Source organism: Bradyrhizobium sp., from assembly GCF_050014615.1.
In the GTDB taxonomy this organism is placed as follows: Bacteria; Pseudomonadota; Alphaproteobacteria; order Rhizobiales; family Xanthobacteraceae; genus Bradyrhizobium.
This window is the reverse complement of sequence record NZ_JBEKCZ010000050.1, coordinates 17,090-28,614: the sequence shown is the minus strand read 5'-3', so window position 1 is coordinate 28,614 and position 11,525 is coordinate 17,090. Positions and strand designations below refer to the sequence as shown.

General features: G+C 62.5%; 10 protein-coding genes. 9 read left to right on the top strand and 1 reads right to left on the bottom strand.

The window, feature by feature from the left end; all coding sequences use genetic code 11:
- The first annotated feature begins 28 nt into the window (after nt 1–28).
- The 6 genes from ABR948_RS10865 (at nt 29) to ABR948_RS10840 (ending at nt 6,154) form a co-directional block, all read left to right on the top strand.
- Nucleotides 29–1,138, top strand: coding sequence for a BMP family ABC transporter substrate-binding protein (locus tag ABR948_RS10865; RefSeq protein ID WP_428117023.1), 1,110 nt, complete (start codon nt 29–31; stop codon nt 1,136–1,138).
- Complete coding sequence (locus ABR948_RS10860) at nt 1,135–2,244, top strand: ABC transporter permease (RefSeq protein WP_428117016.1); 1,110 nt, start codon at nt 1,135–1,137, stop codon at nt 2,242–2,244. The genes ABR948_RS10865 and ABR948_RS10860 overlap by 4 nt, the downstream gene beginning before the upstream one ends.
- Nucleotide 2,245: 1 nt before the next feature.
- Nucleotides 2,246–3,172 carry an ABC transporter permease gene (locus ABR948_RS10855; RefSeq protein ID WP_428117013.1) on the top strand — a complete coding sequence of 309 codons (927 nt, stop codon included), beginning with the start codon at nt 2,246–2,248 and terminating at the stop codon, nt 3,170–3,172.
- 27 nt (nt 3,173–3,199) lie between these two features.
- A complete protein-coding gene (gene biuH / locus ABR948_RS10850) occupies nt 3,200–3,883 on the top strand; it encodes a biuret amidohydrolase (protein ID WP_428117010.1) in 684 nt (227 codons plus the stop codon).
- The gene (locus ABR948_RS10845) at nt 3,880–5,412 is read left to right on the top strand and encodes an ABC transporter ATP-binding protein (protein ID WP_428117007.1); all 1,533 of its coding nucleotides are present in this window, start codon (nt 3,880–3,882) and stop codon (nt 5,410–5,412) included. The genes biuH and ABR948_RS10845 overlap by 4 nt, the downstream gene beginning before the upstream one ends.
- Nucleotides 5,413–5,629: 217 nt before the next feature.
- Nucleotides 5,630–6,154: a nucleoside deaminase gene (locus ABR948_RS10840; RefSeq protein ID WP_428117021.1), complete on the top strand. Its 525-nt coding sequence runs from the start codon at nt 5,630–5,632 to the stop codon at nt 6,152–6,154.
- 92 nt (nt 6,155–6,246) lie between these two features.
- Here the strand turns inward: ABR948_RS10840 and ABR948_RS10835 are convergent, their stop codons facing one another.
- Complete coding sequence (locus tag ABR948_RS10835; RefSeq protein WP_428117005.1) at nt 6,247–7,362, bottom strand: hypothetical protein; 1,116 nt, start codon at nt 7,360–7,362, stop codon at nt 6,247–6,249.
- Nucleotides 7,363–7,940: 578 nt separating this feature from the next.
- Here ABR948_RS10835 and ABR948_RS10830 point away from each other — a divergent pair.
- Genes ABR948_RS10830 through ABR948_RS10820 form a run of 3 tightly spaced genes read left to right on the top strand, consistent with a single transcriptional unit; the run spans nt 7,941 to nt 11,491 of the window.
- Entirely contained in the window at nt 7,941–9,512 is a 1,572-nt protein-coding gene (locus ABR948_RS10830; RefSeq protein ID WP_428117002.1) for an ABC transporter ATP-binding protein, read from the top strand.
- Nucleotides 9,496–10,587, top strand: coding sequence for an ABC transporter permease (locus tag ABR948_RS10825; RefSeq protein WP_428116999.1), 1,092 nt, complete (start codon nt 9,496–9,498; stop codon nt 10,585–10,587). The genes ABR948_RS10830 and ABR948_RS10825 overlap by 17 nt, the downstream gene beginning before the upstream one ends.
- Nucleotides 10,574–11,491 carry an ABC transporter permease gene (locus ABR948_RS10820; protein WP_428116996.1) on the top strand — a complete coding sequence of 306 codons (918 nt, stop codon included), beginning with the start codon at nt 10,574–10,576 and terminating at the stop codon, nt 11,489–11,491. Before ABR948_RS10825 ends, ABR948_RS10820 begins: the two co-directional genes overlap by 14 nt.
- The last annotated feature ends 34 nt before the right edge of the window (nt 11,492–11,525 follow it).

Here is an 11,525-nt window from a genome sequence, read left to right as displayed (position 1 = left end):
GCGGTCCATCCGCCAAAGGAGCAATGCAATGGATTTTGGCAGGATTTCACGACGGCATCTCTTGCAAGGCGGCGCCGCCCTGACGCTCGGCACAGCCTTCGGCGCCCGTTCCGCGTTTGCGGCCGACACCACGATCGGCTTCATCTATGTCGGATCGCGCGATGACTATGGCTACAATCAGGCCCACGCGCAGGGCGCGGCCGCGCTCAAGAAGATGCCGGGCATCAAGGTGGTCGAGGAGGAAAAAGTCCCGGAAACCGACGCCGTCGAAAAGACCATGGAGTCGATGATCAATCTCGATGGCGCCACGCTCCTGTTCCCGACCTCGTTCGGCTATTACAACCCGCATATGATCAAGATGGCGGCGAAGTATCCAAAGCTGCGCTTCGAGCACTGCGGCGGTTTGTGGACCGACAAGGATCCCAAGAACGCCGGCAGCTATTTCGGCTACATCGACGAAGCGCAGTACATCTCCGGCATTGTCGCCGGTCATTCCACCAAGACCGGCAAACTCGGTTTCGTCGCCGCCAAGCCGATCCCGCAGGTTCTGCGCAACATCAATGCCTTCACGCTCGGCGCCAAGCTTGCCAATCCCAAGGCCACCACCCAGGTCATCTTCACCGGCGACTGGTCGATGCCGGTCAAGGAGGCGGAAGCCACCAACAGCCTGATCGACCAGGGCGTCGACGTCCTGACCTGCCATGTCGACGGACCGAAGACGATGGTGGAAAACGCCGCGCGCCGCGGCGCGATGGTGTGCGGCTATCACGTCAACCAATCGGCGCTGGCGCCGAAGGCCTATCTGACCGGCGCGGAATGGAACTGGGAAGCGCTCTACCCGAAGTTCGTGAAGATGATGGCAGCGGGCGAAACCATCCCGAATTTCTATCGCGGCGGTTTCAAGGAAGAGATCGTCAAGGTCTCCCCCTATGGTGAGGCGGTCTCGGCGGAAGCCCGCAAGCAGGCCGACGACGTCAAGGCCAAGCTCACCGCAGGCACCTACACCATCTTCCAGGGCCCGATCGCGGACAACAAGGGCAAGACCGTGATCGCTTCCGGCACCGCGCGCGGCCAGAAGGATCCCGAGCTCGAAAAGATGGACTACCTGGTGGAAGGCGTCATCGGAGCCACTTCGTGACATCAGAAGTTGCAGATCCCGTCGAAACCCATGCGATCGCTCCGGCCGCAGACCCGGGATTTCTGCAGCGTTACGGCGGGACCATCGAATACATCCTCATTCCGGGCGCGGCGCTGGTCGGCGCGCTCGGGGTGTTCGGAATTTTCGTCGCTCTGTTCGGCAAGAATCCGCTCGATCTTTATTTCTATATGTACCAGGGCGCCTTCGGCACCTGGTTTTCCTGGCAGAACACGCTGACGCGCGCGGCGCCGCTGATCCTGACCGCGCTCTGCACCGCTTTGCCGGCCCAGCTCGGCATGGTCATCATCGGCGGCGAAGGCGCGCTTTTGATCGGCGCGCTGGCGGCGACCAGCGCGGCGCTGACACTGCAATGGGCGCCGCCGCTGGCGGTGCAGCTGGCGATGGCTGCGGCCGGCATGGTCGGCGGCGGACTCTGGATCATGCTGTCGGGTGGGCTTCGCCAATACCGCGGCGTCAATGAAACGATTTCGAGCCTGCTGCTGGTCTATATCGCGCTGGCGATCCTCAACCATCTGGTCGAGGGCATGATGCGCGACCCCTCCAGCCTCAACAAGCCGTCGACCCGCGAGATCGGCGCGGCCAACATGCTGGGATCGATACCCGGCACCGACGTGCATTGGGGACTGGTGTTCGGGATCATCGCCGCGATCGCGTCCTACATCCTGATCTATCACACCGTGTTCGGTTTCGCGGCGCGCGTCGCCGGCGGCAATATTCGCGCGGCCAGGATCGTCGGCCTCGGTGTCGGCAGGCTGATCATGACCATCTGTTTTCTGGCGGGGGCATCGGCCGGGCTGGCGGGCATGGTCGAAGTCGCCGCGGTGCAGGGCCGCACCAACGCCAACCTTGCGGCCGGCTACGGTTTCACCGGCATCCTCGTCGCCTTCCTGGCGCGGCAAAATCCGCTGGCGATCATTCCCGTTGCGATCCTGCTGGGCGGAATCAGCGCCAGCGGCGGGCTGTTGCAGCGCCGGCTCGGCCTGCCCGACGCCTCGGTCCAGGTGCTGCAGGGCATCATCTTTGTCTTCGTGCTCGCCAGCGACGCGCTGTATGGACGAATTGGCTTCCTGAAAGGCAAATCCTGACATGGCGGACGGAACGATAGGCCTCTGGACGGTCCCGCTAGCGGTGTTTGGCGGCGCCATCCGCGTCTCCACCCCGTTTCTGTTCGTCAGCCTCGGCGAATGCATCACCGAGCGCTCGGGACGCATCAACCTCGGTCTCGAAGGCACGCTGGTGATGGGCGCGATGAGCGCTTACGGCATTTCCTATCTCTCCGGTTCGCCCTGGCTTGGCGTGCTCGCCGCCGGCGTGACCGGTGCGCTGTTGGGCGCGCTTCACGCCGGGATCTGCTCGCTGCCGCGGGTCAACGACATCGCCGTCGGCATCGCACTGATGCTGTTCGGGACCGGGCTCGCCTTCTATCTCGGAAAGCCCCTGATCGAGCCGACGGCGGCACGGCTGCCCGCGATCGATTTCGGCTGGTGGAGCGACGTCGCGCAGGTTCGCGCCGCGCTGCGGATCAACGTGCTGTTTCTGATCGGCATCGCACTGGCGCCAATCCTGTACTGGGCGTTCCGGACGACGCGCTGGGGCCTATTGATCCGCACCGCCGGCGAGAGTTCGGACGCGGCGCGCGCGATGGGATATTCGGTGCTCGCGATCCGGCTGCGGGCGACCATGGTCGGCGGCTTCCTCGCCGGGATCGGCGGCTCGTTCCTGTCGCTGTTCTATCCCGGCAGCTGGAACGAAGGCCTCTCCAGCGGCCAGGGCATCACCGCGGTCGCGCTGGTGATATTCGCAAGATGGGATCCCCTGTTGTGCATGTGGGCCTCGCTCGCCTTCGGCGGCGCCGCGGCACTCGGGCCGGCGCTGCAATCGGTCGGCGTGACATCGGGATATCACCTGTTCAACGCCGCACCCTACATTCTGACGCTGGCGATCATGATCATTACCTGCTCGCCGAAACGCACTTTGACCGGGGCACCCGCCGAACTTTCGATCACCCGATAGACCGATACCAACCGACGAGGACATAACATGGCCGAGCGCTATCTGAAGTCCGAGCCCTATGCGTGGCCCTATAACGGCGATCTGCGTCCGCAGAACACCGCTTTGATCATCATCGATATGCAGACCGACTTCTGCGGTGTCGGTGGCTATGTCGACAAGATGGGATACGATCTGTCGCTGACGCGCGCGCCGATCGAGCCGATCAAGCGGCTGCTTGGCGTGATGCGTGCCCAAGGCTTCCACATCATCCATACCCGCGAGGGCCATCGCCCCGATCTGACCGATCTGCCCGCCAACAAGCGCTGGCGGTCGCGGCAGATCGGCGCGGGAATCGGTGACCCCGGCCCGTGCGGGCGCGTGCTGGTCCGTGGTGAGGCCGGTTGGGAAATCATCCCCGATCTGGCGCCGCTGCCGGGAGAGCCCATCATCGACAAGCCCGGCAAGGGATCGTTCTGCGCCACCGATCTGGAATTGATGTTACGGCTGCGCGGCATCGAGAACATCGTTCTGACCGGCATCACCACCGATGTCTGCGTCCATACCACGATGCGGGAGGCCAACGACCGCGGCTTCGAATGCATCCTGATCGAGGACTGCTGTGCCGCCACCGACAAGAGCAATCATGACCACGCGCTCAAGATGATCAAGATGCAGGGCGGCGTGTTCGGGGCGGTGGCGACGTCCACGGCCCTGATCGGAGCCTTGTCATGATCATCGGCGAAACGCCGCTGCCGAGCGGGGCGCTCGGCGTCGACGCCATCGCCATGACCATGCGCTTCGGCGAATTCGTCGCGCTGGACAATGTCGAACTGAAGGTGCGTCCCGGCTCCTTCCATGCGCTGCTCGGTGAAAACGGCGCCGGCAAGAGCACGCTGGTCAAATGCATCATGGGCTATTATCACCCGACCCAGGGCGACGTGCTGGTCGGCGGCCGCGAACAGGCGATCGCAAATCCGAAGGATGCCCACGCGCTCGGCCTTGGCATGGTGTATCAGCACTTCACCCTGGTGCCCGCGATGACGGTGGCCGAGAATCTGGTGCTGGCGCGCGACGACGTTCCCGCTGTTGTCAACTGGGCCAGGGAAAAGCAGGAACTGGAAGCGTTTCTGGCGCGGATGCCGTTCAAGGTGCCGCTCAATTTCAGGGTCTCGGACATTTCCGCCGGCGAGCGGCAAAAATGCGAAATCCTCAAGCAGCTTTACCTGAAGCGGCGTTTCCTCATTCTCGACGAGCCGACATCGGTGCTGACCCCGGGCGAAGCCGACGAAGTGCTGGGCATGCTGCGCGCCATGGTCGTCAATGACGGCCTGACGATCCTGATGATCACCCATAAATTCCGCGAAGTGATGGCCTTTGCCGACGAGGTGACGATCCTTCGCCGCGGCAAACTGGCGGGCCATGGCAGGGTTGCCGACCTCACGCCCGACACGATGGCCCGCATGATGATCGGGGCGGAAGAATTGACCATTCAGCCGGCCCGGGTCGGCGAAGTCGGTGATATCAGGCTCGAGCTCAACAAGGTCAACGCGCTTGACGATGCCGGCGCGGTGGCCGTTCGTGACATATCGCTTGCGGTTCGCGGCGGGGAGATCGTCGGCATTGCCGGGGTTTCCGGCAACGGCCAGCGTCAGCTGGTCGAGGTGCTCGCCGGTCAGCGCGAAGCCGAAAGCGGCGAAATCCGCGTCATTGGCGACGTCTACCACGCCAGCCGCGAGGAAATGCGCCGGCACAAAATGTCGCTGCTGCCGGAAGAGCCGCTGAAGAACGCCTGCGTCGGCGGCATGAGCGTGGCCGACAATATCGCGTTTCGCGAATTCGACCGCGCGCCGTTCGCAACTGGCGGATGGTGGCTCAACCGCGCGGCGTTCCGCGCCGACGCCGAGAAGAAAATCGGACTCTACAGGATCAAGACCCGCACGCCGGATACGCCGATCGCTTCGCTGTCGGGCGGCAACGTGCAGCGTGCCGTGCTGGCGCGCGAATTGGGCGGTGAAGTGGAAGTCCTGATCGCCGCCAATCCCTGCTTCGGACTGGATTTCGCCGCCGTTGCGCAAATTCACGCCGAGATCATGGCCGCGCGGAACCGCGGCGCCGCGGTGCTGCTGGTCAGCGAAGACCTCGACGAGCTGCTCGAACTGTCAGATCGCCTGATGGTGATGTTTCACGGCCAGCTCGTCTATGAAGCCCGCGCCAGCGAAGCCGACCTGACCGAAATCGGGCGTCACATGGCGGGACACTAGAGCATGATTCAACTGCGTTGAATCATGCTCGTCGCCTATCTTGTTTGAGCATGATCTTTTCGGAAAACCGGTTCCCACTTTTCCGGATCATGCTCTAATCCGCCCGATCCTTTTTCACGCGAACCGGGACCCACGGAGCCCGTTATCGGGCGCGCATTCGCGCGACCCGTTGGCTCGAAAACGCTATGGCTTGCCTGTCCCGCCCGCGCTCTGCATGATGCGCGAAGCGGCAGGAGCGGTCATGGACAGCAATTCGAATCCGGGCACGTCCGAACTCGATGAACACTTCTTGCGCCGTTCGTTCGATGTCGCCCGCCGCGCCATCACCCACGGCAATCATCCCTTCGGCGCCATCCTGGTCGATGAGAACCGCAACGTCCTGATCGAAACCGAGAACGGCTACATGCCGGCGCATGACGGGACCGGCCACGCCGAGCGCCTGCTCGCGACGCAAGCCTGCACGACCCTCAGTCCGGATGTGCTCGCGAAGGCCACGCTATATTCGTCCGCCGAACCCTGTGCGATGTGCGCAGGCGCGATCTACTGGGCTGGAATTGGCCGCCTGGTGTACGGCCTGAGTGAGCATCGCCTGCGGGCGGTCACCGGCAACCATCCGGAGAACCCCACCCTCGACCTGCCGTGCCGCAAGGTTTTCGAAACCGGTCAACGCGCGACGAACGTGGTCGGACCGATGCTTGAAGACGAAGCCGAGAGCCTGCACGCCGGCGTCTGGAAGAAATAGCTGATCTCGCTCCACCGAACGAAATCGCTGAAATGAAAATGGCGCCGCGAGTTGATCGCGGCGCCATCGTTTACCTGAACAGGATCAGGCGATCAGAACTTCACAGTGATACCGGCCTGGTAGCTCGATTCCGTGCAGCTGTTGGTGCTGGTGACGGCGCCGCCGACGATGACGTTACAGACACCGAGTTCAGCGTTGTGGTCGAGGCCGAACTTGTTCTGCCAGTAGCGGTAGGACACCCAGGTCGTGACGAACTGAGCGTACTTCGGACCCCAGAACGCCTTGGAGGCGTCGAAGGTCAGACGGATCGGCTCGCTGTTGATCTCGGTCTTGGTCGCGGTGCTTGCTACGCCAGCACCCGAATTAAGCGGAAGGCCGTTGGCATCGCCCTTCGGTCCATAGAAGCCAGCGCGGCCGCTGATGGCGAAGTAGTTGATGCTTTCCGGCAGGAAGCCGAGATCCATGTAGTAGTTGATTTCAACCGCCCAAGTCGCCTTGAACTCGGTGTTTCCATCGATGCTGCAGGTAGAACCCGGAATCGCGCCAGGAGCAACAGTAATGCTTCCGCACTGATTAAAGGCGTTGTGGTTGAGTTCCTTGTAGGCCAAGGGCGCAACGTTGAAGTAGCCCTTGTAGGGAAGATCGAAGGCGAACTGCAGACCGGCTTCGAAGGCACGCTTGTTGGGGCCGAGGTAGTTATTTTCGGTCTCACCCTCGGCGCCGATTTCGAACGAAACGTTATGCAGAGGACCCTGGCTGAAGGCCTTGGTGTTGAAGATTTCGTTCCATCCGTAGGTGCTGCGGAGCAGGCCGAAGAACTCGGTCGCGCCAGCGCAGCTCGCCGTACCGACCGGCAGAACGCCAGCGTTAATGCACGGGACGGCCGGATCGTTGTGGTCCGACTTGAACATGTTGATGGCGAAGAAGTTGGTGCCGTAGGCCCACACGTCGAAATGGGAGAACGAATACACCGACTTTGCGGTATCGCCGTTGACCTTGCCATTGACGATGCTGAACACACCCGGATCGGTACCCCTACCGATGTACGAGAAGCTCACCCGATCGTCGATCACCAGGAAGAAGGGAATCTCCGGGATTGGCTTGGCCTTCACCTTGACCGGCAGGTCCGCGGCGCTTGCGAAGCTCATTGGAACAAAAGAGGCAAGTGACAGCATCGCGGCTGCAATTGCTTTGGTACGATAGGACATTCGGAATACCCCCAAGTTTTGACGATCACACTGATCGAGGTCCTTGAGCCGGACACTTGCGCCGTTCGTTAATTCTGAGAAGCCTCAAGTTTCTCCATGGCCTGCCGCAAGTTTCATCAAGAACAGCCGGCCGATCAGCATGTTACGCCCGCCCGGCACGGTTCGTTGCATGGCGCAAAGCAGCCCAAGGCAAGCATGGGGTGAGCGTATGCATCTGTTTATATTGGATATTTTTGCTAATCTGAGGCCGTGGGAGCACAGGAATTGCTGGCAAAAACAGCCCCCCGCCAGCCCCCGGGCGACGCTGAAATGACGTCGCTCATGTTCGCGGCAGGCCTGATCCGCTGTTCCGATTTGGAATCGACCGTCACAATTTTGCAACAGGTTTTTCGGCGATTTTGGCCGGGGACGAGCTGGAATGAGGCTCCGTGGACACGTCGGGCCCGGGGCGGGCCAAGGGAATCACTGGCGGTCATCTGCCAAAGAGTTGGGCAAACGCTGACGCTTTTTCCCCACTTACGCCGCCGTCTAAACTAGCTCAGTATTAAGGCACCCGTTCCTCGCACGCGTGACAGCGAATGTTAGATTCGACGCCTACCGGCCCACACTCCGGCGGAACGCCCCTGCTCCAGACGATTGGCTTGACCAAGCGCTACGGCAATTTTCTCGCCAACGAAGCCATCGATATCGATATCTGGCCACGGCAGATCCATGCCCTCCTCGGCGAGAACGGCGCGGGAAAATCGACGCTCGTCAAAACCATCTACGGATTGATCCAGCCGAGCGACGGCGAGATGCGCTGGCAGGGCGAGAAGATGGTTCTGTCCGGGCCATCGGAAGCGCGTGGGCGCGGCATCGGCATGGTGTTCCAGCATTTCTCGCTGTTCGACAACCTCACCGTCGCCGAGAACGTGGCGCTCGGCCTCGACGGCAAGGAATCGTTCAAGGACATGTCGGCGCGCCTTGAGGAAGTGTCCAATGTTTACGGACTTCCGCTCGATCCCAAACGCGAGGTCTGGCAACTGTCGGTGGGTGAGCGCCAGCGCATCGAAATCGTCCGGGTGCTGATGCAGAATCCCAAATTCCTGATCCTCGATGAGCCGACCGCGGTGCTGACGCCGCAGGAAGCCGATCAATTATTCGTCGTGCTGGACCGCCTGAAGGCCGAGGGCCGCGCGATACTCTACATCAGCCACAAGCTGGAAGAGGTGAAGCGCCTTTGCGATACCGCCACGATCCTGCGCGGCGGCAAGAAAATCTCGACCTGCAACCCGCAACAGGAGACCGCGGCCTCGCTGGCCCGAATGATGGTCGGCGCCGATATCAAGGAGGTGAAAGCCGCCGCCGGCCGGAAAACGACGGTGCCGCGCCTCGTGGTCAACGATCTGAGCCTGGAGCCGGACGATCCCCACGGCGTGAGACTCGAGCATATTTCGCTCGAGCTGAAGGGTGGCGAAATCCTGGGCATCGCCGGGGTCGCCGGCAACGGACAGGACGAGCTTTTCGCAGCGCTTTCGGGAGAACGGCAGGTCCAGGACCCCGGCACGGTGGTGATCGACGGCCATGCCGCGGGACATCTTTCCATCACGCAGCGGCGCCGGCTTGGTGCCGCCTTTGTGCCCGAAGAGCGTCTCGGCCACGGCACCGCACCACGCATGAAACTTTCCGAGAATGCCCTGCTGACCGGCCACGCCGCCAGCGGGATGGTGCAGCATGGTTTCGTCAATACCGCCGCGACGTTATCGACGGTCGACCGCGCGACCGCGGCCTTCGACGTGCGCAAGGCAAAACGCGACCCCGAAGCGGCAAGCCTGTCCGGCGGCAATCTGCAGAAATTCATCGTCGGCCGCGAGATTCTCCGTAACCCCGCGGTCCTTGTCGTCAGCCAGCCCACCTGGGGTGTGGACGCGGGCGCGGCCGCCGTCATCCGGCAGGCCCTGCTCGACCTCGCCGCAAGCGGTGCCGCGGTGCTCGTGACCAGCCAGGACCTCGACGAGCTCACCGAAATCACCGACCGGATCGCCGTGATGTTCCACGGCCGCCTCTCGCAGCCGATGGCGACCGCTGACGCCACCCGCGAGAAGCTCGGCCTGTTGATGGGCGGAAGCAGTCTGGAGCAGAAGGAAGCGCCGCATGCAGTTCGTGCTTGAAAAGCGCGCCGAGCGGTCGAATACCATCGCGCTGGTTTCGCCGCTGATCGCCATCGGTCTGACGATCGTGACCATGAGCATCCTGTTTGCCATTCTGGGCAAGAATCCGATTCTGGCGCTTGGCGTCTACTTCATCGATCCCCTGACCGACAGCTATTCGCTGCAGGAAATCGCGGTCAAGGCGACCCCGCTGGTGATGATCGGCGTCGGGCTGTCGCTTTGCTATCTCGCCAACGTCTGGAATATCGGCGCCGAAGGGCAGTTTCTGATCGGCGCCGTCGCCGGCAGCTGGCTCGCGGTGAAGACCCAGGGCACCGGCGCCGGATATTGGGTGCTGCCCGCGATGCTGGTGTTAAGCGCGGTGGCGGGCGCGCTCTACGCCTTGATACCGGCGATCTGCAAAGTCAGGTTCGGCGCCAGCGAGATTCTCACCAGCCTGATGCTGGTGTATGTGGCCGACCTTTTTCTGGATTACATGGTACGCGGTCCGTGGCGCGATCCGGCCGGGTTCAATTTCCCGACCACGGCCGAGTTTGATCCGGTCGCAACCGTGCCGGTTCTGATCGAAGGCGGCCGGCTGCATCTCGGCGCCATCATCGCCCTGCTCGTCGTGGCCGCCACGACCGTCCTGCTTGGACGCACCATCAAAGGTTTTGAAATTCGCGTCGTCGGCGCCGCACCGCGCGCGGCCCGTTTCGGCGGATTCAATTCCAACCAATTGATCCTTCTGACGTTCGCCATCTCCGGCGCGCTGGCCGGCCTTGCCGGCATCATCGAGGTGGCGGGACCGGTCGGGCACCTTCAGCCGGGCATTTCACCTGGTTATGGTTTCACCGCGATCATCGTCGCGTTTCTCGGCCGGTTGAACCCGATTGGAATATTAATTGCAGGCCTTTTTCTCGCACTCACCTTCATCGGCGGCGAACAGGCCCAGATCGCGATGAAAATCCCGCTTGATGTCACCAAGGTGTTTCAAGGCCTCCTGTTGTTCTACGTGCTCGCCTGCGACTCTCTCATTCTCTATCGGTTCCGTCTGATTTTCCCATCGCGAAAGGTGTCCAGTGGGGCTGCTTGAAGCCATCATCCTTTCGGTGCTCGCGGCATCGACGCCTTTGCTGCTCGCGGCCACCGGCGAACTGGTGACCGAGCGCGCCGGCGTGCTCAATCTGGGCGTCGAGGGCATGATGATCGTCGGCGCAGCCTGCGGATTCGGCGGCGCATGGTTCACCGGCTCGATCATCATCGGGGCGCTGTGCGGTATCGTCGCCGGCACATTGCTATCCCTGATCTTCGCGATGATGACGCTCGGTCTCGCGGTCAATCAGGTTGCGACCGGCCTCGCGCTCACGATCCTCGGTATCGGGCTGTCGGGCCTGATCGGCGCCGGCTTCGTCGGCGAGCGCATCACGCCGGCTCCGCATCTTTACATTCCGGGCCTTACCGATATTCCGCTGGTGGGGCGTATCCTGTTCGGCGAGGACGCATTCATCTATCTCTCGCTGGCGCTGGTGATCGGGGTCTGGCTGTTTCTCTACCGCACGCAGGCAGGACTGATCCTGCGAGCCGCCGGTGACAATCACATTTCGGCGCACGCGCTGGGATATCCGGTGCTTCGGATCCGGATGTTTGCGGTGATGTTCGGCGGCGCCTGCGCCGGCCTCGCCGGCGCCTATCTGCCGCTGGCCTATACGCCGTTCTTTATTCCGGGCATGACGGCGGGCCGTGGATGGATCGCGCTTGCGCTTGTCGTATTCTCGTCATGGCGGCCGGGCCGGCTGGTGATCGGCGCCTATCTGTTCGGGGCGGTGACCATCCTGCAATTGCACGCGCAGGGCCTCGGTCTTGGAATTCCATCGCAGTTCATGTCGGCGTTGCCTTATCTTGCAACCGTCGTCGTCCTGGTTCTGATTTCTCGCGCGAGGACCGGCGGCTCGACAGCTCCCGCGGCCCTGGGCACGGTGTTTGTGCCCGATCGATGAACGCATGAATACCCGAAGCGCGCGCGATGGGGCG

Coding starts and splice junctions, on each gene's coding strand:
- ABR948_RS10825 (WP_428116999.1), top strand. CDS start 9,496: ATGCAGTTCGTGCTTGAAAAGCGCGCCGAGCGGTCGAATACCATCGCG.
- ABR948_RS10855 (WP_428117013.1), top strand. CDS start 2,246: ATGGCGGACGGAACGATAGGCCTCTGGACGGTCCCGCTAGCGGTGTTT.
- ABR948_RS10840 (WP_428117021.1), top strand. CDS start 5,630: ATGCGCGAAGCGGCAGGAGCGGTCATGGACAGCAATTCGAATCCGGGC.
- biuH (WP_428117010.1), top strand. CDS start 3,200: ATGGCCGAGCGCTATCTGAAGTCCGAGCCCTATGCGTGGCCCTATAAC.
- ABR948_RS10845 (WP_428117007.1), top strand. CDS start 3,880: ATGATCATCGGCGAAACGCCGCTGCCGAGCGGGGCGCTCGGCGTCGAC.
- ABR948_RS10835 (WP_428117005.1), bottom strand. CDS start 7,362: ATGTCCTATCGTACCAAAGCAATTGCAGCCGCGATGCTGTCACTTGCC.
- ABR948_RS10865 (WP_428117023.1), top strand. CDS start 29: ATGGATTTTGGCAGGATTTCACGACGGCATCTCTTGCAAGGCGGCGCC.
- ABR948_RS10830 (WP_428117002.1), top strand. CDS start 7,941: ATGTTAGATTCGACGCCTACCGGCCCACACTCCGGCGGAACGCCCCTG.